Origin of the sequence: Flocculibacter collagenilyticus (genome assembly GCF_016469335.1) — a bacterium.
GTDB lineage: Bacteria > Pseudomonadota > Gammaproteobacteria > Enterobacterales > Alteromonadaceae > Flocculibacter > Flocculibacter collagenilyticus.
The window spans coordinates 2,595,746-2,619,182 of record NZ_CP059888.1 but is presented as its reverse complement, the minus strand read 5'-3'; the positions used below and the strand labels follow the sequence as shown (position 1 = coordinate 2,619,182).

Below are 23,437 nucleotides of genomic sequence, written 5' to 3'. Positions count from 1 at the left end.
GTTATAAAAGTAGTAAAGAAGAATGGCTGTATTAGACATTTTAAAAGCACCAAACGAAAAACTCAGAGTGACTGCGAAAAAAGTGACGGATGTGGCGTCGGTACAATCTCTAATCGACGATATGTTAGACACTATGTATAGCACTGAAAGTGGTATTGGTTTGGCCGCCACGCAAGTTGGTAGAAGCGAAGCCATTATCATTATTGATATTTCTGATACAAGAGATAATCCGTTAATCCTTATTAACCCTGAAGTGGTTAGCGGGGAAAATATTGAAAAAGGACAGGAAGGTTGCCTCTCTGTTCCTGGGTATTATGCCGACGTCGAGCGCTTTACCAGTGTGGTTGTTAAAGGGTTAGATAGGGATGGTAACGAGGTGTTGATTGAAGACGACAGTTTTCTTGCTATTGTGATGCAGCACGAAATCGATCATTTAAAAGGTAAATTATTTATTGATTACCTTTCACCTTTGAAGCAAAAAATGGCGTTAAAAAAAGTTAAAAAAGCGGCAAGTTAAATCGCATTGAGTGATTGCACTGATGTTATAAAAATAGGCTGGAAAACCTGAGCGCTTTCCAGCCTATTTTTTATGTAGATATGTAAATTTTTAGCCAGCTTAAGCTTTTTTCACAAATTTGGCGGTTACCATCATTTCGCCAATGCCATCAACTTTGCAGTCAAGCTCGTGATCTTTTTTATCAAACACTCGTCTAACTAGTGCTTTAGTGCCAATTTTAATAACCTGCGAGCTGCCTTTAATTTTTAAATCTTTTATCACGGTTACTTTATCGCCGTCGGTAAGCAGTGCGCCATTCGCGTCTTTAACGTTAATGGTGTCGTCGTCTGCATCTGCAGGATTCCATTCATAAGCGCATTCTGGGCATATTAATTGAGACAGTTCTTGGTAAACATATTCTGATTGGCATTTGGGGCAATTTGGTAGTGTATCGCTCATTGTTTTTAGATCTTGATGATTAATAGGCGCTATTCTATCAGTCAAGCGGTTGTAATAAAATACAGGTGTTAAGCTTGGACGTACTGGCCTTTTACAGTGAGCATGCCTTTCTGTATTGGATGTCGAAAATATTCAATAATTATTGACTGCTCTCCTTTATCTTTCTGTTATCAATTAACAAGGAGATAAGAGATGAAACAACGAGCCGAATATTTTAAGCTTGCACCCGATGCGATGAACATTTTAATGACGCAAGAGACGTATTTGCGAAATAGATTTTCTGAGGCTAGCATTATTACCCTGCCAATATGGGAGTTAGTGAAACTCAGGATTTCGCAACTGAACCAGTGTGCATTTTGTGTTGATATGCATAGTAAAGAGGCGCTAAGCCGAGGTGAAACAATTGAGCGGCTTCTTGGAGTTTCAGCATGGCAAGATACGCCTTTATATTCCAAGATAGAACGAGCCGCGTTAGGTTGGGCTGAACATATCACTGCAGGTAAACCAGTGGATGACGCTACTTACGAGTCTATTGTAGATGTGCTAGGAGAGGAGGCAGTTATCGACTTAACTATTGCAATTAATGCTATAAATAGTTGGAACCGGATTGCTAAAACGTTTAAACCAGAGGTAGGTAGCTATTCACAATAATATTATTCAGCAAGGTTTTGATTTGCAGCTGTTCCATCCTGAACAGCCGCACTCTGCTTTTGTGCAGGGAGTGTGGTCGGTGACGGTTGCAGAAAGTTTGCCTAACCCTGTTGTTAAACCATTATATTCAGATGCAGGTAGCGGCGTGATATTTAATTTAAATGGCAATATCATGATGGGACAAACGCTGTTTTCTGAAGGCGTGATAATGCTGCCTGTAAGAAAACAAGCTGACGTCATCAGTTTACCACCGGGCGCTAAATTGGCAGGTATTCGATTTCATCCCGGCATAGGGTTTGGCGTGCTTGGCAAATGCTATGACCAGCCTGCGCTGTTGCAAAAAAAGGACGATACTTCTTTTGCTTTTTATTCATTATTGGAAACGTTAAGACAGCGGAATAACAATCACAGTCGCATTGCAGCATTGCGCCACTGGTTAGCGTTTAATATGAATTTTACAGATGTGATGCCCGTTGCGTTGGAAAAAGTGTTTTCAAGCATTGGACAGGAAACAAAGTTGGGACTAATTGGTCAACAGAGTAACCTGAGCCAAAGACAAATTGAAAGAGTGATTAAAACCCGCCTAGGCATGACGCCAAAACATTTTCAGCGAGTTTTAAGAATAAAGAAAACTATTCAGTTTTTACGTACGAATAAGCAGGCAGATTTGGCCGATGTAGCGGTTCAATTTGGTTTTAGCGATCAAGCGCATATGACAAGAGAATTCCGCAGTATTGCGGGCGCTACTCCTAGTCAAGTTCGCAGAGGCAGCGACTCTCATACGCCCTGATTCTCACACGCCCTAGCACCCTTGCTAACACTAGCCCTTCTTCATGAGTCATGAAGTTATTTCAGAGCTTGCTAAACAGCATTGATCACCATAATAGTTGTTTGAATAATTACAAACTTGTTTTTCTGGCTTGTTGTGTACTGAGCTGAACATAGATTTTATATTGCTAAAAAGTGTAGTCATATCGTTCTCCTAATTATAGGTGCTGTTACTTTGGAGTAAGATAATGACTGCGTTTTAACATTCAGTAAATTTGATTGTGTCGATAACATCATTCAACAAAATAGAACACTTAGCCTATCCCGAAGTAAGTTATTTACACTTTTTAGTAAGTTGTTCGGTAAAAATATTTTGTAGCAAAGTTAACTCTTTAGTTCTTACGTAATTTGGCCTAATAATAAGTGCGATGGTTCGATGTGGTCCCGGCTCGTTAAGGTGTACGGCGGTTAATTCAGATTCGTTATGAATTAACTGATCAAGCGCCATTTGCGGTACTAATGTTGTGCCTAGTTTTCCTGCTACCATTTGAATTAGCGTATGTAAGCTGGCTGAGTCAAAGTCGGTATCTTGCTTTTGGTTTTGTAGTTTACAGGCCGCTAATGCGTGGTCTTTTAAACAGTGGCCATCTTTTAATAGCATTAGCTTTTCAATTTCTAATTCTTCGCTGGTAATTTCTTGTGCTTTTTTAGGGCATTCGTCTTTATGGCATACCCAATAAAAGTCTTCCTGCCAAAAGTTAAAGCTCATTAAGCCATCAATGGGGTAAGGCAGTGCGAGTATGGCGGCGTCAATTTCGCCATTTCTTACTTTTTCAACCAGTACGTGTGACTGTTCTTCAATAATTCTTAATTTGAAGGTTGGAAACTGCTTTCTTACTTCAGGCAATACTTTTGGCAATAAATAAGGGCCGATGGTGGGAATTACGCCTATTGTCATTGGCGTGGCAAAGGGTTGTTGGTTTGACTGTGAAATTTGTAACAGCTCGTCTAGCTCTAGCTTCACTCTTTTAGCTTTGTTGAGGATGAGCTGACCGTCATTGGTGATTAGCACTTGTTTGTTATTACGTTCAAAAATAGTGACGCCCAATTGCTTTTCCAGTTCATTAATTGCGGTACTAAGGGCAGATTGCGAGACGTTGCATGCTTCAGCCGCTTTTTTAAAGTGGAGCGTTTTTTCAATGGCAAGTGCGTAGTGGAGTTGCTTTATTGAGATCATGCTATTAATCAGTTTTATTGAACGTATTTTATATTCTAATTAAAAATAGTTAATTATCTATACCTCAATAACGCTCGGCATCATCTTTCTGTTTTTTATTAGTTATAGTGAATCTTATGATTCAGTTTTTTAGAATATCAACATCAATTTAATCAAATTTACCAATAAACGTCTTACCTCTAATATACACCCATCGAAAGCAAACACGCTTTCTTACCCGTTTCACTTGAAGGTGTAGCGTTGTTGATAGCGCACTTCACCCCAATCACTGAGCTTTAAGCTTATGGGGACTGAGAAACTTATTGCCTAGCGGCATCTTCAATTGCATTGGGTATATAACACAACATTTTTTAAACAAGTGAGGAAATTAACATGGCTCAAATTGGCAAATCAATCCCAGAATTTAAAGCACAAGCATTCCACAACGGCGAGTTTGTTGAAGTAACGTCTGAGAGTGTGAAAGGTAAGTGGTCAATCTTTTTATTTTACCCAGCTGACTTTACGTTTGTATGTCCAACAGAATTAGAAGACATGGCAAACCAATATGAAGAATTACAAAAGTTAGGTGTTGAAGTATATGCAGTATCAACGGACACACACTTTTCGCACAAAGCATGGCACGACTCTTCAGACGCTATCGGAAAAATTAAATTTCCAATGCTTGGTGACCAAACTGGCACAATTACACGTGGCTTCGACGTAATGATTGAAGAAGATCATATGGCACATCGTGGTACTTTTTTAGCGGACCCTGACGGCATCATTCAAGTTGCACACATTCATGCTGGTGGTATTGGTCGTAGCGCTAAAGACATGGTTCGTAACGTAAAAGCGGCACAGTATGTACGTGAAAACGATGGCGAAGTATGTCCTGCAGCATGGGAACAAGGTGAAGCAACGTTAACACCAAGCTTAGATCTTGTAGGCAAAATCTAAGTTAACTAAGTACTTCTCTTAGTAATAGGGCGGAACCTAGCCAAACTGGTATCCGCCCATTATTCACCAGTAATCACTGTATTAGCTTTTTGACGTAAAAAAGGTAGCCCTATGTTAAGCAACGATATTTTAAATGCATTAAAAACTTACACCGAAAATATGACTAACAAGGTCTCATTAGTTTTACAGACTGGTGAGCATGATAAACGAACAGAGTTAACCACGTTTTTAACCCAAATTTGCTCGGTATCTGACAACCTTGAACTAGTTGAACGTGATGAAGGACTAAGAAATCCAATTACATTTTTCTTAGAAGTAGACGGTAACAACAACGGTATTCATTTTTCAGGTATACCCAGTGGCCATGAATTCAATTCATTAATTTTAGCGATTTTACAGTCGTCGGGTACGCAGCTAAAACTGGATAATACCTTGACGAAAATGGTACAGAAAATTCAAGAAGATTTACATTTTGAAGTGTTTATCTCATTAAGCTGTCATAACTGCCCTGATGTGGTTCAGTCATTAAATCAGTTCGCATTACTGAACGACAAAATTAGCAGTGAAATGATTGACGGTGGTTTATTTCAAGACTTAATTGAAGACCGTAACATTCAAGGTGTGCCTAGTGTTTATTTAAATGGCGAATTGTTTGCGAACGGTAAAATCGACACCGCGCAACTTGTAGATAAATTAGTGGCGCGTTTTCCCTATATTTTAGGCAGTGATGAACAAGAGCAGTTACCTCTGCAAGACGTTACGGTGATAGGCGCGGGGCCTGCAGGTGTTGCCTCGGCAATTTATGCTGCGCGAAAAGGCTTAAATGTCACTATGATTGCCGATCGAATTGGTGGTCAAGTGAAAGACACGGTAGGCATTGAAAACTTAATTTCAGTACCTAAAACAACGGGCACAGAGTTAACTGGCAATATGCAGGCTCATTTGAGTGATTACGATATTACGATTAAAGAATTTTTACGTGTCGAAAAAATAGAGAAAGATGCTAACAAAGCTGCAGCGCCAAAGAAGCTGCATTTATCGAGTGGTGAAGTAATAGAATCTAAAACGGTTATCATTGCGACAGGTGCCAAATGGCGTGAGCTAGGTGTGCCGGGCGAAAGAGAAAATATTGGCTCTGGCGTGGCATATTGCCCACACTGTGATGGTCCATTCTTCAAAGGCAAAGATGTTGCCGTAGTGGGAGGTGGTAACTCGGGTATAGAGGCTGCGCTTGATTTAGCGGGAATGGTTAATCATGTAACCGTATTTGAATTTTTATCTGAATTAAAAGCCGACAAAGTGCTGGTTGATAAAGCAGAAGCGCACGACAAAATCACGATTATTAAAAGCGCTGCAACCAAAGAAGTGATTGCAGAAAACGGTAAGGTTGTGGGTATCGCTTACGAAGATAGAAACACAGGCGAAGTAAAGCAGCAAAGTCTTTCGGGTATTTTTGTGCAAATCGGTTTAGTGCCAAACAGCGAATTTTTAAATGGCGTAGTTGAGCGCACTAAACATGGCGAAATAATTGTGGACGAACGCTGTAATACAACTGAGCCTGGTATTTTTGCCGCTGGCGATGTAACCACTGTGCCATACAAGCAAATTGTGATTGCAATGGGTGAAGGATCAAAGGCAGCATTATCAGCATTTGATCATATTATTCGTGAAAGCTAAATGCGCGATTAGCGTAAGTTTTTAAACTCAATGTACTGCTACACTGCCTATCGTTTTGGCGTTCGCTAAGAGGTAGGCAGTTAACTACTTCAATGGTGTACTTAAGCGTTTAGCTACACTAGCTTCTTAAAATATCCATACTAAATATCTTCCCTTCACTTTGTATCTAATGACTCGCCGTTCCCTGTTAGGGTGAATGCGATAACCTTGAATGAGTGGTTGAAAATTGACCATGGTTAATTTGTGCCCTATATATTATTAACGTAGCTATATTAGCGCACAGGTGCGAACAAGCTAAGTTGCTACTTGGAAGTAATTTGCAGTGTAATGATTAGGCTTCAAATAACTTACCGACAAATTGTGCAGGCATAAATTGTGAATGCATAGCAGACAGATGGATTGTCAGTTAGTTTTGAAATTGAATCAATTTATTAACTAACAATATAAGGATTTATATTATGACCGGTTTAGTGTCTATGGCGCAGCAATTTAGTGGACTACCCATTAAGTCGCTTATTGGTGCACCTTTAAAAGCATCAGCCGATGCCAATGGAATGATGGCAAGAACGCAAACACAATTTTTGTTAAGTACGTGTTTTGAAGGTGAAGATAATTCAAATCTTACACCTAAGATGATCACGTTTAATATGCAGCGAGCAGTGGTTACCGCCGATGGTGGGCAAGCCGATCCAGTAAATACCTCGTTTACAGTCCCGTTAATGACGATAATTCCACTCAACTCTTTAGCGGTTGATGATGTAACAGTGCATTTTGAAATGGAAGTGAAAAGTTCTAATTCTCACGATACTGAAACATCAGAGCAGCAAAAAACTTCTGCAAGTGCAGAAATAACAGCTAAATATAATGCAGGTTTTTTTTCTGTTGAAGTGCATGGTTCGGTTTCCAGCGAAAGTGAGTCAACATCTAAAGAAAGTCAGCATTATGAGTCGTCAAATCAGGCTAAGTATGTGATTGATGTGCATGCTGGACAGTTACCGCTGCCAAAAGGTGTGACAACAATTATTGATGCATTCACTAAAAATATTGATCCTATTATGCTTAAGCCTACAGGAAGTGATAAGTAATAACCTGCTCATTTTGTGGTGGGTTTATTGTTTGCCACGATAGTTTATTGAAGCAATGTGCAAGTGCCGTTGGTGCTTGCACCTAACTAAATATCAATAAGTAAAAAGAAGGTTAGTAATGATTAAGTTTCAAGCGCTTATGCAGGCAATTCAAGAAAGTATACACAGTGCTTCTCAGGCTGTTGAAGATGAGGGCAGAAAACATTTAGATGATTATTTTGATGAAATAGAGCACGAGGAACACGACAGTAATGGAAATAGAATAACCCACCGCCCCAAAATGGTGGCGATGGAATTTCCAAGTAGAACTCCCGACGGTATTGAAACGGTCGTTGCCAATATTCCGCTAATAACCTTATCCCCCATTAGTACGCAAAAAATTACGGAAGTGAAATTTACGGCGCATTTAGAAGTCACCACCGACGAAAATGATGAAGTGTATGTTGCTTTTCCAACGAATAAAAAAGGCGGCTTGTTTGGTAAACATAAAGATGAAACTAATGAAAATACCAAAATCGAAATTACATTAACCGGGGCAGAACCGCCCGAAGGGTTGCAGAAGGTAATAGAAGGATATGAACGTGCAATTCGAGCGCAAATACCCGGTTAGTTAGGGTCTTAATACTTAAGGAACGCCATGGAAAACGATAATGATAAGTCACCTATTGCTAGGCAGTTTAGTGGATTGCCTTTAAAGGCGTTAATAGGAGCCCCATTAAAAGCAACTGCTGATGCAAATGGAATGATGGCAAGGTCGCAAACACAGTTTGTTTTAAGTACATGCTTTAATCAATCCGATGAGGAGCCTGATATTCTTTCTCCTGTGATGGTTAAGTTCAAAATGGAAAGACAGGTTGTCGATGAAAGTGGTCAGCCAAGTGATAGTGTGGCGATGAATTTTACGGTGCCTTTAATGACGTTAATTCCCATTAATTCGTTAGCAGTTGAAAAGCTAAATGTGGCGTTTGAGATGGAGGTAAAAAGTTCGACCCAATGTAACTCGGAGTCGTCTGAAGATATAAAAAAAGCGGCAAATCAAAAAGTCGCTAATGACTATAAAGGACAACAATTTACGTCGGAGTTACACGGTACAATAGCGAGCAACTCAAGTACCAGTAGTTCAGCAAAGTACGAAGTAAGTATAGAGGCTGGACAGCTTCCGCTGCCTAAAGGGATTACGGCAATTATTGATGTATTTACCAAAGGCATTGCTCCGATGCCCACTAAGCACATTAACAAGCATTGAATAAGGAGTGTTTATGTCTTTTACTTCCACAATTAACTGTCCGGGCTGTGGTATGCCTATTATTTTTGATTCTCAGTTGTTGCTGTCAGGCTCAAGTTTTAGCTGTACAAATGAAGCATGCAATGTATCAATTTCTTTGTCACGGGAAGATCAAAATAAAGTGTCTTCAGCTTTCAACAAATTTGAATCGTTAAAACAAGAGTCTGAACGTGCGATTAAACACGCTCAAGATGAATGAGTATTTGAGGTCAACAAGCCCTAATGACATTGGTAATATTCTAACTTGTAACCTTGTTTATTTTCTTTGTAAGCGGCTTCTGCCAGTTCTTTTGCCGAACGAATAATGTTCATTAAGTCAATATCGTTATTTGGCAGCACGTTAAGCGCACCAATAGAGACATGGATATTGAGTTTATAAAGCTCGTCAGAAATGGAGTCTAAGTTGTCGTATATGCGTTGAATAATGGTATTAGTTCCATTTTCATTTAAATTAAATAGGCCTACAGCAAATTCGTTATCATGAAACCGAGATAATAAATCGGTGGCACGTAACACGCTTTTTTCTAATACTTTTGCGACAATTTGAAACCCCACTTTGCTATTTTCATCCAACGTTTTGATATGCGGATTAACAATGACGAATGACAACGCATCTTGTTCGCGCATTAATCGGTGCCACTCACGATTAAAAATTTCCATGAAATAGGCTTCGTTGTAAAGTCCGGTTAGGCTGTCTCTAAAAGCTGAATTTTGAAATGAATAAATCATAAGCATGCCGCTCAAAGTACTGGTAAAATAAGTATAGGCTAACTCACTGATATTACTAAAATTGAATATGAAAAAAATATTATCGCTCTCGCTATTAATTTTATTAGGCGGATGTGGGAAGAAAAATAACGATGACGTAAATAATTCAGCATCACACATTGAGCAAAAAACGGCTGCTGAGGCGTCTGCTTCTGCACAAATAAAGAGCGTGAAAACTGATTATTTGTCGCGCATTCATACCCATACTCGTTTTCATTCACCAGTGGCAGCTTTAAACGTTTTAAATGCTGATTTTAGTCAGCCGTCAAATTATGAGTGGCTACTGACAGATAAATACTCTGATCACTATTTAAAAAATAAACATGCGTTAAATGTGGATACGCAGGCCGTGTTAAATAGTGTTGATGTGGAGTCATTACCTGTTCAGCAAAAAACTGATTACTTATCACTTCGGTGGCGAACAGATATGGAGTTAATTTCTGAACGTTTTCCGTCTCGGTTTTTACCCATTGATGAATATTCTGGGGTCATTTCAGAGTTTGCGGCAGCGCTTAAGTTAGAGGGTGAGGAAGTATATACTTGCAATACGTTATCTAAAAAATATGCACTGGTACCGCAGTTAATTAAGCACACCATTACGCGACTTAAAGAAGGTCAATTTAACAGTATTTATTTAAGCGCTCATCAAGTAAAAAATATACTTAAGCAAGTAGCGTGGGTAACAGAACAAAATGTTGGCTGTGCGCAGTCGGATAGCATAAATAACGCATTGAATGAGTTAAACCTATTTCTTGAGCAAGAGTATTTAGCAAAAAGCAGAGCGCACGATGGGTTATGGCATTTACCTAATGGCAAATTGTGGTATCAACATAAATTAAATACGTACGCGGGTGGAGCGGTTGATATTGCGAAGTTACATCAATTTGCATTGTCGCAATTAAGTATTTTACAAAAGCCAGTGCAACAATTTAATAAAATTTCTAATCTTGGCAGCAGACCAACAGACGCGTTGGCATTGTATCGAGACTGCCACGCAATTAATGAAAACAAGCCGAAAGAAGCATCAAGTATTATTCCTGAAGAGTTAACGTGTGCTCAAACGCTTGCAGTAAAAATGTTACCTGCAATGATGTGTGTGGAACAGTTTAAACACAATGAAGAACAGCTGATGAATAGCTGTGAAATACCAGCGCTTATTACCTATCAGCGCTGGTTAGCTGCACTTGTGATTGATACAGGTATGCATCATTTGGGGTGGTCGAGTAAACAAGTGGCTTTGTTTAGTAAGCAACAAATGTTGACCGGCTCGAACACAAAGCTAACGGGTATTCGTGCATATCAATCGAGCGATATTTATGCACTACCCGCAGTAAATAGTGCACCTATCTCGACACTTTTTATGCTTAATGAATTATATGTAAAACATAAAAATAAATTTAATGAGGTACAGCTGTTTTTAGATTGGCTAAAGGAAAGCACTCCTCAGCCTATTAGTGCACTTGAAATAAAACTCACCGAATTAAAATAAAGTTAGCGGTAAGGCCAACGCTAGCCAAGGATCAGGCTAGCAATCGGTTTAGCAATTATTTCAGGCAGTACGCCAAACAGTACAAGTGCAACTGTTACAGATGTTAACCAAACGCCAGACAATAGCGATATACCACTGGGAGGGTTGGTAACAGTTTGTGTTTCAGGCGCTTCGGCGAATAAGCTGAAGATCACTCGCAAATAATAATAAAGACCAATAATACTGCCTAACACCATTGCACTGACTAACCACCAAGCCATTTGATTAATAGCAATATTTAACAAATAAAACTTACCAATAAATCCAATAGTTAGTGGCATACCCGCCATCGATAAAAATGCTAACACTAAAGCAATAGCCAGCCATGGCGAATGCCAAAATAGTCCTTGATATTGCGAGAGTGACTCAACGTCTTGCTGATGATGCATGGAAGAAAGTGCTGTCATAACACTAAAGGCGATAATGCTCGACGCTAAATATGCCAATAAGTAATAGCTCGACGCTTCAACAGTTAGGTAGCTGTTTAAGTTAATGGCCAAAATGGCTGCCACCAGCACATAGCCCATGTGCGCAATAGCAGAATATGCTAACAGCCGTTTTAAATTAGACTGTTTGAGCGCTAATAAGTTACCTATCACCATACTTAATACGGCGATGACGCTGAGTATAGAAAAAAGCACGGTTGCTGTATCTACGCTAACTATAATACGAAGCAGCGCGGCGAAAACGGCCGTTTTTGATACGGTGGCAATGTACATCGTAGCCGTGGCAGGCGCACCTTGATATACGTCGGGTGTCCACCAATGAAAGGGCACTAAAGATAATTTAAAGCCAACACCTACTAAAATTAATAGCATGCCAATGGCGACCATATAGTCACTTTGCGCTGTTAGCATTGTGGTAAGTTGTAAAGAACCTGAGCGAGCAAACAGCAGGGCTAAGCCCATAAGCATAAAAGCAGTGCCAACACCCGACATAATTAAATATTTGAATGCCGACTCCAGTGCTAGCGAACGTTGTCGGGCATAACCTAGCATTGCTAAGGCGGCGATACTAACCAGCTCAATACCCAGAAAAAATGATACGGCATGATTCGCACTCACCAATAAGCAACCGCCAAGTGAAGCCAGCAATAATAACAAATAAAACTCTTCATTTACTTCACGATGAACGCTGACTTCGTTGTTATGTTGGGGGGCGTCGGCATAGCGCTTGTGAAAAATAACAACGGAGATACTGGCAATAAGAATAAGCTGAATAAAAAAGGCAGCAAAGGTGTCCATTACAAAAATACCTGTAACAAACTTGGGAGATTGTGGCCAAACAAAGAATGTTAGCAAAGAAGTAATGAGCAATACGACGATGGTAGCTGTATAGGTAATATGATGAGAACGCTTAAACGCAATTTGTAGCATGACAAAAACAGCGGCGATCCCCAGAAAAATATGTGGAGAAAAAAGGAAGAGTTCATTAATCGTCATGTTGGCTTATCTCTTTTTTCATTAGGTTATGTTGCGTGTTTGCAATTGTTGAGGGCGTTGAGTTATTAGTTTGACTGGTGGCATTGTTGATTTGTTGTTTAGCGAGTAACAGGTTATCGTCATGCGTTTTTGATTTGTTATTTATTGCATAATGTATTTTCTGCATACTGGCTTCAGTTACATTAAAAATGATCTGAGGAAAAACGCCAAGCACAAACAATAAAATGACTAAACAGGAGAAGTAGCCCATTTCGGTTTTGCCAAGATCGGGAATAATGACATTTGGCTTTCCTTGGAATGCGCGCTGAAAAAGCTTTAATCCATAAATTGCCGAGCCGATCACGCCCAATGCAGCAATTGAGGTCGCAACAGGGTATGCACTAAAGCTACCGACCAGCGCCATAAATTCACCAACAAAGTTAGCAAGGCCGGGCAGGCCAACCGCAGCAGCCATAAAAATTAACAGCATGACCCCCATTTTTGGTGCCGAATGCCACATGCCGCCCATTGAAAATAATTCTCGGGTGTGAAGCCGATGTTGAATAGCGCCCGCCATTGAAAACAACGCCGCACTACTTACACCATGTGCCACCATGATGAAAAGGGCACCATCTAGCGCAACTTTATTAAAGCTAAATACCGCTAACAGAATAAATCCCATGTGGCTAATACTAGAATAGGCGACTAACCGTTTAAAATCGGTTTGTGCAAACGCCATCACGGCACCATAAATAATGCTTACCACTCCCATCGTGACCGCGTAGGGGGCAAAAATTTGTGCAGCCTCAGGAAATAAAGGCAGTACTAAGCGTAATAATCCATACGCACCTGTTTTTAATAGAATACCTGCAAGTAATACACTGCCCGCAGTGGGGGCTTGGGTATGCGCATCGGGCAGCCAAGTATGGAAAGGGACAGCAGGCAATTTAACGGCAAAGGCGACAAAAAAGCCTAGTAACAACCACATTTCGGTGTTGGCCGTAAGGCTTACTTGCTGTAGTTCGGTAAAGTTAAAGCTGTATTGACTTGTTTGCTGAAAATGGATGATAGCGAGCGCAATAATGGCAATTAGCATAAGTAAGCTACTTGCTTGTGTAAAAATGAAAAACTTAATGGCGGCATAGCGCCTGTTCTCATATCCCCATACTAAAATTAACGCCGTAATGGGCAGTAGCATCACTTCCCAAAAAAAGAAAAATAAGAATAAATCTGAGGCCAAAAATACCCCTACGATGCCGCTTAAACTAAACAGCAAATTAAAATAATAGAACCCCTGTTTTTCTTTAATTTGTTTACTTGAAATAAATACACACAACAGGGTGAGTAATAAAGTGAGTAAGATAAGTAGATAGCTAAGACCGTCTAACATTAAAGAGAAATGAATGTTGAACCGAGGAAACCATTGCATCGATGTTTCAAGCGGTGGACTGGTGAGTGGCTGATAACAAATAACGAGAACAAGTAACGACAGTAATGTGGTGGTGCCCGCTACCATTTTGGCAGCATGCTGGTGGTAATTATTCAGCGCCCACGCTAACGCACCGCCTAGCATGGGCAATGCAATGAGAACAATCATGGCTACTGAACTTATCTCGACGGTGTTGTTCGCTAATGTATTTACAGAATCCATAGCACCACTCCTAATAATAAAGCAAACCCACCCGCCATACTGGCAATATACCAACGCATCCGACCTGATTGAGTGAGTACGAGTAATTCATGCCACGTGATAGCAAACCAAGCGTTGAACGTATAAATTTGATCTACTATGTCGTTTTTATTTTTACTTGAAAGGAAATGAAAGGGTTTTACAAATAGGTAAGAATAAAGCCAATCGAACCCTAATCCGTTGGTAAAAAATGATTTTACGTTTGCATTGACGACGAATGGCTTATGTTCTGTTACACCAGAGGCGTTCGATTTTTTTCGTGGAAAATACATGACATAGGCGATAACAATGCCAACTAATGAAAAAGCGATGGCGGTAATGTGTAGCCAGCTAGGTGAGGTGGCGGCTTCAGGCAAGCCAAAAGTAGAGGCTAAATTAAGAGGAATAAGCCCACCAAAAACGGCCAATGCCGCTAACGGAAACAGTGGCAACTGAAAATGGCTCAGAACTGAAAAATCTTCCGGCTGCTCTTGTTCGTTGCTGGCTTCATCGTGTTCATTACCGTGCTTTTTCGCCATTTTTTCTTTTAGCGTTAGCGGCCGCTTTGGTTGACTTTCATCAACATAAGGTTGGCCAAATCCCACAATGAAAAATAACCTAAAGCTATAAATACCCGTTAGCATTGCACCAATAACGGCAAGCCACCATATTGTTGGCCCAGCTGTTTCGGCATGCCAAACTACATCTAAGATGGCTTCTTTACTAAAAAATCCAGACGTACCGGGAACTGCAGTTAATGCAATCAGTCCAACAAATAATAAGGTGCTAGTAAGTGGCAGGCGCTTTACAAGCCCGCCCATTTTATGAATGTTTTGTTCGTGATGCAGCGCCAAAATAATGCTGCCTGCAACTAAGAATAGTAGCGCCTTAAAAAACGCATGTGTCATTAAATGAAACGCTGAGCTTGCCCAACCACCAGCACCTAGCCCGACAAACATATAACCAATTTGACTCACTGTTGAATAGGCTAGAATACGCTTAATATCAGACTGCGCAATTGCGGCTAGCCCTGCAATAAGTAAGGTTAATACACCTACCCAACTCACTAGCATCATGGCAAAAGGAGACAGTTCATAAAGTGGATGCATACGAGCGATCAAATATACACCCGCCGTTACCATTGTGGCCGCATGGATTAATGCGCTAACTGGCGTTGGGCCTGCCATGGCATCAGGCAGCCATGTTTGTAGTGGCAGTTGTGCCGATTTACCCGCTGCGCCAAACAGTATTAACGCGCAAATCCAACCAAGCGTGGTATCGCCTGTTTGCCAGCGTTGATCAGCAAGTTGAATAATGTCGTTAATATTGAGTGTTTGTACTTCTTTAAATAACAACAATAAACCGATTAGTAGCGCAGTATCGCCTATACGAGTAACCACAAATGCTTTGGTTGCAGCTTTGGCGTTAGCTGGTTTCTGATACCAAAAGCCGATTAATAAGAAGCTACAAATACCAACGCCTTCCCACCCTAAATAAAGCAGCACTAAATTATTGCTCAGCACTAAAATAAGCATCGCGAATACAAACAGGTTCATATAAACAAAAAAGCGCGACAAGCTTTTATCGTTATACATATAAGCAGCGGCGTACCAGTGAATAACAAAGCCCACGCCCGTGACGATAGACGTCATCAACATTGAGAACGCATCAAGGTAAAGAGCAAAATCAATGGAGGTATTTTCTAACGGGATCCAACCACCTAAATTTAGAGTAAAGTTGGATGAAAAAGACGCGGTAAATTCTAATCCAATCAGCAAGGTTATTAACGCAGCAGTTCCAACCGAGCCAACACCTACTAAGGAAATAATAGGTTTTGTCAAATATCGACCCATTAAAGTCAGTATCAGTGCTCCCAATAGAGGCATGAGTGGTACAAGGTAAATCCAATTTAACCAAGTGTTTTCTAGCACGGTGTTATCAATCCCATTTGTGAGCATAACCTTGTACCTTTATCCTTTCATTTGTGCCAATTCATCTATATCTAAACGCGTGGAGCGTTTGTGTAGTTGAATGAGGAGGGCAAGCGCAATCCCAACTTCTGCTGCGGCTAATGTGATAATCATAATAAACATCACTTGTCCGTCGACACTTTGCCAATAGCTGCCAGCCACGATAAAAGCCAGTGCCGCACCATTAAGCATTATTTCTAATGCCATAAGCATAAACAGTACATTGCGCCTAGCGATAATACCGATTAGCCCCACTGAAAATAGTACGACTGAAAGTAATAAGCCTTGCTCGATTGGAATTGGCATCATGCTTAGCTCCTAATTGTTCGCAAATTTTTTAGTGGCTGATTTTTGCTGATTGTTATCAGCGTGTATCGCGGTCGGCGGTTGGGAAGATTGCTCTTTTTTGATGGCATTCTCTTCCATATTAGTCACCGTATTTACTTGTACCGGTTTAGCTAAGTGGTATGCGCCAACCAAGCCCGCTAATAATACAAACGAGGCAATTTCTACCGCCAAGACGTAAGGGCCAAATAACGCTATACCAACCATTTTGGCATCGATTAAATGTCGGGTAAGTGCAATATTGGTTTGAGAAGAACTGATCACATATACCAGCTCAAACAAAATGATGCTGGCTAAAATGGCTGGCCCAAACCAGCTGGCGGCATGAATTGATTGTTGCTCATGCTCAATATCTTCTTTTGTGAAGTTAAACATCATCACGGCAAACACAAATAGCACCATAATCGCCCCCGCATAAACAATGACTTCTAATGCAGCAGCAAAAGGCGCGCCCAATAAATAAAACGCAAATGCGAGTGCTAATAGCATCGTAATTAAATACAACATGGCATGAATGGCGTTGGCGCGGGTTATAACCATTACACTCGAGAAAATGGCAATGGTTGCAGTTAAGTAAAACAATATTTGGATCATGGCATTAAATCCTTAATATCGACGGGTTGCTTTTCTTGGTCTGCTTGGCCTTTGGCTTTATTGGCGATGGTGATCCCAGATTTATGATAAAAATTGTAATCGTGATATTTTCCTGGTCCGTCTATTAGTAAGTGTTCTTTTTCATACACTAAATTTGAACGGTCATATTCGCTTATTTCAACATCGGGGGTTAGCTGAATGGCATAGGTAGGACATGCTTCTTCGCACATGCCGCACAAAATACAGCGCGAGAAATTAATTCTAAAAAACTCTGCGCGCCATCGGCCATTTTCATCTTCGGTTTTTTGCAGTGCGATACAGTCAACAGGACAAGCGGCTGCACATAGATTACAGGCTACGCAGCGTTCTTCGCCATCGGGATCGCGGGTTAACACAATTCGCCCTCTGTAACGTGGCGCTAAATAAGGCTTTTTTTCGGGGTATTCTACGGTGTCAGCGTTTACAAACGTATGCTTTAGCACTAGCCACAACGTGCGGAACTGAGAAAAAAATATGTTGAAAACAAACTTAAGGTGTCTCATCTTTTCTCCTAATACTCCATGGCGATCAGCGCTGTGATCATTAAGTTAAGTAAGGCGATAGGGAGTAACACTTTCCAGCCAAACGCCATTAGCTGATCAAATCGAGGTCTAGGCAGCGCTGCACGGATTAAAATAATAAATAAAATAAGAAACACTGTTTTTAGAATAAACCACACCAGTGGCGGTAAAAACGGGCCAGACCAGCCGCCCAAAAACAGCACCACCGTGATAACAGATAACAATAGTAATGAGAGGTATTCACCTAAAAAGAACAGGGCAAACTTAATACCTGAATATTCGGTATGAAACCCTGCGGTCAATTCTGTTTCCGCCTCGGGTAAGTCGAACGGCAGGCGGTGGCTTTCAGCGATGCCTGCAATTAAAAAAATAATAAAGCCAAAAAATTGTGAGAATACGAACCAGCCGTCGCGTTGCGCTTCAACGATATCGCTTAAATTAAAACTACCAGCCAGTAACACCACACCCATTAACGAAATGCCTAAAAATACTTCATAGCTAATTGTTTGAGCGGCTGCACGCATTGCGCCTAACATGGCGTACTTATTATTTGATGCCCAGCCAGCCAAAATAACGGCGTACACTGAAAGTGAGGTCATGGCGATAAAAAAGAGTAACCCTACATTAAGATCAGAAATAACAAGCGAAGGAGAAAAAGGAATCACTGCAAAGCTCATTAACACAGTAACGGCAATGACGAGAGGTGCTATAACAAAAACGGGTTTGTCAGCAAATGAAGGGATCCAATCGTGCTTGGTAAGAATTTTTATTAAGTCGGCAACCGATTGTAAAATGCCAAATGGCCCCACACGGTTTGGTCCAAGTCGGTCTTGCCAAATACCTAACATGCGTCTTTCCACCCACACTAACATGGCGGCAGTGGGAATAAGTATGGCGAGCAAAACACCAATAAACAGTAACAGAGATAAGTCGATCATTGATTATCTCCCACATTTTTATTATCTCCAGCTTGATGAGGAGCAACCGCATTGAGCATTTTTGCTTTGAGTGCTGCATTTTCACTTCTTAAGTCGGGTTGTATCTCACCAAAAAAGTGAATCGGAATGTGTTCATCTTGTTGCTGTAATTGAGCAAGCATAACGGTTTTATCATCGGCAATGCTTTGGTTGATAGTCTGCAACTCTTTTTCAAATTCGCTGACTTGGTCAGACGTTGCCATTGTTAAAGCCGCAGGGTACTGCCAGTTTATGAGTCTGGAAAGGTTACTCGGCAGATGGGAGTAAACAGTAAGATAGTGAGGTAGAAACAGCAATGCGTGATGCGTAGGTATATGTTCACAGAATGCTAGCCGACAAGTAAAGGTGACTTCATCTTGAGAGATCGTAATATAGTGTGGGGCAGCGTCTGAAATGTATTGTTCGCACTGAGCCTTTGGTAGCCAAAGCGTTCTTGGAAGCGCGAGGCTAGCTAATTCTGGCGTGTACATACTTAACGTGTTACTGCCTATTGCACGTGATGTGGGTATTAATCGTACTTGCTCTGAGGTAGGCGTGCTGGGTTCAACAGATGGTCGCTCAGCTTGTGACGATAGCGCTTTAACTAGGCTGTTTTCTTGCCATGGCTTATTGTTTGAAGGTGAAAAAATATTAATGTGTTCGGCATCTATATCGTTCACAAACTTATGTACAGACTGATTAGAGTTCCAGCCTGCAGCCCACGTATAAGGCATTTTAATGTCTGAGGCTTGTAACTTAATAAGCTGCTCGGGCGTTAAACCTTCCATGGAAAAAGTAAAAGGTGAAGTTTTATCTTGAACAGGCTTAGGCTCTTGAACAGTTGTATTTGCTAACATGGCGGTTCGGCCGCTGGCCCGTGCAGTTTGTCTTGCTGTGCGATGTGGGTGAGAGGCATTTGAAATACCCGCTAAACGTGGAAATTCTTCTTCAATAAGTTGTTGTAATTCAGTCACATTTGAGACGTTTTGAAGGTTGGAGGTTTGCCAGCTATTTGCAATATTTACAAGCCACTTCCAGCTTTCATTAACTTGGTTTTGCGGCTGACAAACAGGATAAAATGGCTGTACGGCTCCTTGGTAATTAACTAGGTGGCCTTGCGATTCAGCAAATGTGGTTGCAGGTAATGCTAAATGGCTATGGGGAAGTAAATGAGCATTGTTGTGATCGATCAAAATGGTTGTGGGAGATTTTTCCAGTAATTGAGACGCTAAAGGTAATTCATTTAAATCGTTTTCTAGAACAATAAGTCCTGTTGGCTCTACTTTATTATCAGAGCTAATAGGAGTATTTGTTATTTGTTCTAAACACAATGTGTGCTCATCAATTAAAAGTCCGACCCCTAAACTATTGGCTTGTTCAGGAATAATACAGCTCAGTGCTTTATCACCCAACTGCTCAAGAATATGGCTTGTAGCTTTTAATAGCTCGGCGCTTTGTGAACTCCAGCCAGTAATGATTAATGGTCGCGATGCTTCTTTAAGTGCGTTAATTGCACGTTTGATAAAAGATTGATGGCTGGATGCTTGCGGCTGATTATCACCGTTAGCTTCACCAACTTCTGGATTTATGCGTTGAGCAATGGCGTTGGCTATTTGCTCGCTTTGCTCTGTAGTCGTTACTATATATGCAGCTTCTGTAGAAGCTTCAACAAGCGGTTGCTCGCCACTGCCAGTAATAAATAATGGCGTTTGGTTGTAGTGTTTAATTTGTTTGACGGCGGCATCCTGCCATGTTGGTAAATTAAGTGCTTGTGCCGCTTCTTCAGCTTTTGTGTTGAGTGCTTGTCTTACGGCTAGGTAAATACGTGGCGCGGTATTAAGAATGTCTTCCGATAGAATTAAGACTGCATCAGCCTGTTCAATTTCTTCAATAGAGGCTTGAGGGTATTGTTGGCAAATAGCCATATGCTGCACGAGTAATTGGTGTGTAACTTGAGGTAGGCCGCTGCAAAAATTCTTACTGCCTACTAGTTTTTTCAGCGCAAAATTACTTTCTAAACTCGCGCGTGATGAACCTATACCAGTATACCTGTATTGTGCGGCTTGTTTTACTTTAAGCTGTAACTGGTGATCATGCCATGTAAGAGGCTGGTTGTTTATGCTGATTGCTTGCCCTTGTACGTGAATTTGTTTTATGCGTTTTGGATGATTAACAAAGCCAAACCCAAAGCGCCCTTTGTCGCATATAAAGTAATGATTAATACTTGGGTTGTATCGATTAGTTATCCGTCGCAAAGCACCATATCGTTCGGCAATGCTGGTATTGCAGCCTACGCTACATAAGGTGCAAACAGAAGGGGCAGACTGTAAATCCCATTTTCTTGAATAGTGCTCGGTAAACGGTTTGTCGGTAAACACCCCTGTTGGGCAAACTTCGGCTAAGTTACCAGCAAATATATTGGTTAAGGCACCCTCTTGTAGCGGATTAGCCATAATCCCATCGTTATCAATAATGACTTTTTGTGTATCAACACGACCAAAATAGACATGATTTTTTGAACCAAATGCGGCTAAGTCACTCCCTCCCGCGTAATCTTGATAAAAGCGAACACAGCGATAACAAGTAATGCATCGATTCATTTCGTGTTTAATTAGTGGGCCTAAATATTGGTTATTAAAGGTGCGTTTGAAGCCTTGGTAGTTGCGTTGAGTATGACCTGTCATGACGGTCATATCTTGTAAATGGCATTCGCCGCCTTCACTGCATACAGGGCAGTCGTGTGGGTGATTGGTCATTAAACTGGCAATAACCTGCTCACGAAATTCTGACTCAGGTTTTGCGCTTAATGATACTCGCATGTTGTTTTCAACTGGCGTCATGCAAGCCACAATTAATCTGCCTTTAGTGTCTTTTACTTGTTCACCTTCATCATTTACTTTGTCGTGATATTGGGTCATGGCGCATTGACGGCAAGCACCGACAGAGCCAAGTTTGGGATGCCAACAAAAATAGGGTAAATCCATTTTCAGGGATAACACCGCTTGAAGCAGGTTTTGTCCTTCTTCAATGTTGTACTGCTTATCATCAATGGTAATGGTGATCACGCTATTGGCCTCCTGCATTTATATCTGCGCATGCGGAAGCCTGATTACCTGAAAGGCGGTTGGCTTGAATGCTTTGTAGATGTGGCTGTAAATGAGAATAAAGATGTGCTTCAGGATGCCCATTTGGGCAATAAGGGCAGCACTTTTTATCTATATGTGCGGTAAAGTCATCTTCAAAATACTTGAGGGCGCTTTGTAACGGTTCCACGGCACCGGGAGCCAGTGCGCAAAAGGTTTTACCAATCCACATAAAGTCGCACATTTTTTTCAGTTGGTCTAAATCGTCATAATGACCAAAACCCAATTCTAATCGCGTTAGTATTTCTACAGCCCAAGGCAATCCATCTCGACATGGCGTACACCAGCCACAAGATTCTTGCGCAAAAAATTGCAGCAGATTTCTTACCATTCCTACAGGGCATTGCTGATCATCCAGAACAATTAATCCCCCAGTGCCAAGGCGACTGCCAGCTTTAGAAATCGCGTTATAGGTCATTGGGGTGTCTAAGTGTTCGGGTAATAAAAAGTCGGTAGATGCGCCGCCGGGTAATAAACCTTTTAATTTGAGACCTTCTTGCATGCCGCCAGCGTGTTCATAAAGTACGTCGCGAATAGTTGGTCCCATAGGTAATTCCCATAGTCCGGGCTGTGTTACACGGCCGCAAGCGCCGTATATTTTGGTGCCCGCGTCTTCACTCTGGCTTAAGTCGATAAACCATTGTGCGCCGTGCTTTAAAATATGCGGTAAATTACACAGTGTCTCGCAATTGTTCACAATGGTAGGGCGGCCAAAAAGTCCAACAACTTGGGGGAAAGGCGGCTTGGCTCTGGGATTGGCGCGTTTGCCTTCTAATGCGTTAATCAGTGCGGTTTCTTCGCCACAAATATATCTGCCTGCGCTGGTATGAAGGTGCATATCTAAGCTGTAGTCAGTGCCTTTAATTTTTTTGCCTAGTAAACCCGCTTCATAGGCTTCTTGGATGGCGTGTTGTAGTCGCTTAGTTGCTAACGTGTACTCGCCACGCAGAAAAATAAAGGCTTTATTCGCGCCAATGGCGTAGGCGCCAATCATCAGTCCTTCAATTAATTGGTGCGGCGCGCCTTCCATAAGTAACCTGTCTTTAAATGTGCCTGGCTCCATTTCATCGGCATTACAGATGAAATATTTATTCGCTTTAGCTACAGCGTCATTAAATGGCACAAAGCTCCACTTCACGCCAGTAGGAAAGCCCGCTCCACCACGGCCTTTTAGTTGCGAATCTTTTACCAGTTGCTGTACTTCTTGTGGTGACATGGTATTAAGTGCTCGCTCAAAACCGCGATAGCCTCCTACTTGTTGATATTGCAAAATCGTTTGAGGTGCCTTTACATTAATATGTTCGGTAAGCGGCTGAGTATTAGATGAAGCAGTGGTAGATGAGTTTGCGCCATGGTTAGAGGTCATGATTTTCTCCTTGGCGCAAATTTGTGAGGATGTCGTCAAACTTTTGTGGTGTGACGTATTCCATTATTTCCCCGTTAATCATGATGGCTGGTGGTTTGTCGCAACTACCCAAACACACGTTTGTCAGTAACGTAAATTGCTCGTCAGGGGTTGTTTCGCCAAATTCAATCTTGAGTTGTTGCTTAATGTGCAGAATAAGTGCGTGGTAATCCGCTAACCAGCAAGCGATGCTATCGCATACATGAATAACGTATTTTCCGACTGGTTTGCGATAAATGTGGTTATAAAAGGTGGCGACGCTGTCGAGCTGGGCAGGTGAGATTTTGAGTAAGTCAGCAATAGCAAACAGGGTATCATCGCTTATCCAGCGACGTTGCTTTTGCACTATTTGCAAGGCATCAATTGCGGCAGCCGAGCGCAATTCATATAACGAGCACTCATGCTCTATTTCTGCTATTTCTTGCGCTGTTAAATAGTGTGCGTAACTAATATTAACCACATCAATTGTTTGGTTCATATAGTA

General features: G+C 41.2%; 23 protein-coding genes. 10 read left to right on the top strand and 13 right to left on the bottom strand.

Annotation, left to right across the window (positions count from 1 at the left end):
- Positions 1-22 precede the first annotated feature (22 nt).
- Entirely contained in the window at positions 23-517 is a 495-nt protein-coding gene (gene def / locus HUU81_RS11595; protein WP_199609104.1) for a peptide deformylase, read from the top strand.
- 99 nt (positions 518-616) lie between these two features.
- Here the strand turns inward: def and HUU81_RS11590 are convergent, their stop codons facing one another.
- The gene (locus tag HUU81_RS11590; protein WP_199609103.1) at positions 617-955 is read right to left on the bottom strand and encodes a zinc ribbon domain-containing protein YjdM; all 339 of its coding nucleotides are present in this window, start codon (positions 953-955) and stop codon (positions 617-619) included.
- Positions 956-1,147: 192 nt separating this feature from the next.
- Between HUU81_RS11590 and HUU81_RS11585 the strand changes: the two genes are divergently transcribed.
- Together HUU81_RS11585 and HUU81_RS11580 are read left to right on the top strand one after the other, a co-directional pair.
- Positions 1,148-1,606, top strand: coding sequence for a carboxymuconolactone decarboxylase family protein (locus tag HUU81_RS11585; RefSeq protein ID WP_199609102.1), 459 nt, complete (start codon positions 1,148-1,150; stop codon positions 1,604-1,606).
- 22 nt (positions 1,607-1,628) lie between these two features.
- Complete coding sequence (locus HUU81_RS11580; protein ID WP_233520490.1) at positions 1,629-2,396, top strand: helix-turn-helix domain-containing protein; 768 nt, start codon at positions 1,629-1,631, stop codon at positions 2,394-2,396.
- A 312-nt stretch (positions 2,397-2,708) separates the two neighbouring features.
- On the opposite strand, the gene HUU81_RS11575 is transcribed toward HUU81_RS11580, so the two are convergent.
- The gene (locus HUU81_RS11575) at positions 2,709-3,611 is read right to left on the bottom strand and encodes a hydrogen peroxide-inducible genes activator (protein WP_199609101.1); all 903 of its coding nucleotides are present in this window, start codon (positions 3,609-3,611) and stop codon (positions 2,709-2,711) included.
- 372 nt (positions 3,612-3,983) lie between these two features.
- Here HUU81_RS11575 and ahpC point away from each other — a divergent pair, with 372 nt between their 5' ends.
- The 6 genes from ahpC to HUU81_RS11545 all read left to right on the top strand — a co-directional run bounded on the left by ahpC (position 3,984) and on the right by HUU81_RS11545 (position 8,793).
- A complete protein-coding gene (gene ahpC, locus HUU81_RS11570; RefSeq protein WP_199609100.1) occupies positions 3,984-4,547 on the top strand; it encodes an alkyl hydroperoxide reductase subunit C in 564 nt (187 codons plus the stop codon).
- A 111-nt stretch (positions 4,548-4,658) separates the two neighbouring features.
- Complete coding sequence (gene ahpF, locus HUU81_RS11565) at positions 4,659-6,224, top strand: alkyl hydroperoxide reductase subunit F (RefSeq protein WP_199609099.1); 1,566 nt, start codon at positions 4,659-4,661, stop codon at positions 6,222-6,224.
- 458 nt (positions 6,225-6,682) lie between these two features.
- Positions 6,683-7,309, top strand: coding sequence for a DUF2589 domain-containing protein (locus tag HUU81_RS11560; protein ID WP_199609098.1), 627 nt, complete (start codon positions 6,683-6,685; stop codon positions 7,307-7,309).
- A 118-nt stretch (positions 7,310-7,427) separates the two neighbouring features.
- Positions 7,428-7,919 (top strand): DUF2589 domain-containing protein, encoded by a 492-nt coding sequence (locus HUU81_RS11555; RefSeq protein WP_199609097.1) that lies wholly within the window; start codon positions 7,428-7,430, stop codon positions 7,917-7,919.
- 27 nt (positions 7,920-7,946) lie between these two features.
- Positions 7,947-8,555, top strand: coding sequence for a DUF2589 domain-containing protein (locus tag HUU81_RS11550; protein WP_199609096.1), 609 nt, complete (start codon positions 7,947-7,949; stop codon positions 8,553-8,555).
- Between the two features lie 13 nt (positions 8,556-8,568).
- Positions 8,569-8,793, top strand: a complete 225-nt coding sequence (locus HUU81_RS11545) for a hypothetical protein (RefSeq protein WP_199609095.1) — start codon at positions 8,569-8,571, stop codon at positions 8,791-8,793.
- 20 nt (positions 8,794-8,813) lie between these two features.
- Here HUU81_RS11545 and HUU81_RS11540 read toward each other — a convergent pair whose 3' ends face one another.
- Positions 8,814-9,254: a diguanylate cyclase domain-containing protein gene (locus HUU81_RS11540; RefSeq protein ID WP_233520489.1), complete on the bottom strand. Its 441-nt coding sequence runs from the start codon at positions 9,252-9,254 to the stop codon at positions 8,814-8,816.
- A gap of 136 nt (positions 9,255-9,390) precedes the next feature.
- Between HUU81_RS11540 and HUU81_RS11535 the strand changes: the two genes are divergently transcribed.
- Positions 9,391-10,851, top strand: a complete 1,461-nt coding sequence (locus tag HUU81_RS11535; protein WP_199609093.1) for a DUF885 family protein — start codon at positions 9,391-9,393, stop codon at positions 10,849-10,851.
- A gap of 20 nt (positions 10,852-10,871) precedes the next feature.
- Here HUU81_RS11535 and HUU81_RS11530 read toward each other — a convergent pair whose 3' ends face one another.
- Genes HUU81_RS11530 through nuoE form a run of 10 tightly spaced genes read right to left on the bottom strand, consistent with a single transcriptional unit; the run spans position 10,872 to position 23,431 of the window.
- Entirely contained in the window at positions 10,872-12,332 is a 1,461-nt protein-coding gene (locus tag HUU81_RS11530; RefSeq protein WP_199609092.1) for an NADH-quinone oxidoreductase subunit N, read from the bottom strand.
- A complete protein-coding gene (locus HUU81_RS11525) occupies positions 12,322-13,962 on the bottom strand; it encodes a complex I subunit 4 family protein (protein WP_199609091.1) in 1,641 nt (546 codons plus the stop codon). Before HUU81_RS11525 ends, HUU81_RS11530 begins: the two co-directional genes overlap by 11 nt.
- Complete coding sequence (gene nuoL / locus HUU81_RS11520; RefSeq protein ID WP_199609090.1) at positions 13,950-15,938, bottom strand: NADH-quinone oxidoreductase subunit L; 1,989 nt, start codon at positions 15,936-15,938, stop codon at positions 13,950-13,952. Before nuoL ends, HUU81_RS11525 begins: the two co-directional genes overlap by 13 nt.
- 12 nt (positions 15,939-15,950) lie before the next feature.
- Positions 15,951-16,259 (bottom strand): NADH-quinone oxidoreductase subunit NuoK, encoded by a 309-nt coding sequence (gene nuoK / locus HUU81_RS11515; protein WP_199609089.1) that lies wholly within the window; start codon positions 16,257-16,259, stop codon positions 15,951-15,953.
- 9 nt (positions 16,260-16,268) lie between these two features.
- Positions 16,269-16,889 (bottom strand): NADH-quinone oxidoreductase subunit J, encoded by a 621-nt coding sequence (gene nuoJ, locus HUU81_RS11510; RefSeq protein ID WP_233520488.1) that lies wholly within the window; start codon positions 16,887-16,889, stop codon positions 16,269-16,271.
- Positions 16,886-17,431 (bottom strand): NADH-quinone oxidoreductase subunit NuoI, encoded by a 546-nt coding sequence (gene nuoI, locus HUU81_RS11505; protein ID WP_199609088.1) that lies wholly within the window; start codon positions 17,429-17,431, stop codon positions 16,886-16,888. The genes nuoJ and nuoI overlap by 4 nt, the downstream gene beginning before the upstream one ends.
- An 8-nt stretch (positions 17,432-17,439) precedes the next feature.
- Positions 17,440-18,387 (bottom strand): NADH-quinone oxidoreductase subunit NuoH, encoded by a 948-nt coding sequence (gene nuoH, locus HUU81_RS11500; protein ID WP_199609087.1) that lies wholly within the window; start codon positions 18,385-18,387, stop codon positions 17,440-17,442.
- Positions 18,384-21,470, bottom strand: coding sequence for an NADH-quinone oxidoreductase subunit NuoG (nuoG, locus tag HUU81_RS11495; RefSeq protein WP_199609086.1), 3,087 nt, complete (start codon positions 21,468-21,470; stop codon positions 18,384-18,386). Before nuoG ends, nuoH begins: the two co-directional genes overlap by 4 nt.
- 1 nt (position 21,471) lies before the next feature.
- Positions 21,472-22,914, bottom strand: a complete 1,443-nt coding sequence (gene nuoF, locus HUU81_RS11490) for an NADH-quinone oxidoreductase subunit NuoF (RefSeq protein ID WP_199609085.1) — start codon at positions 22,912-22,914, stop codon at positions 21,472-21,474.
- The gene (gene nuoE / locus HUU81_RS11485; RefSeq protein WP_199609084.1) at positions 22,904-23,431 is read right to left on the bottom strand and encodes an NADH-quinone oxidoreductase subunit NuoE; all 528 of its coding nucleotides are present in this window, start codon (positions 23,429-23,431) and stop codon (positions 22,904-22,906) included. Before nuoE ends, nuoF begins: the two co-directional genes overlap by 11 nt.
- Positions 23,432-23,437: the final 6 nt, after the last annotated feature.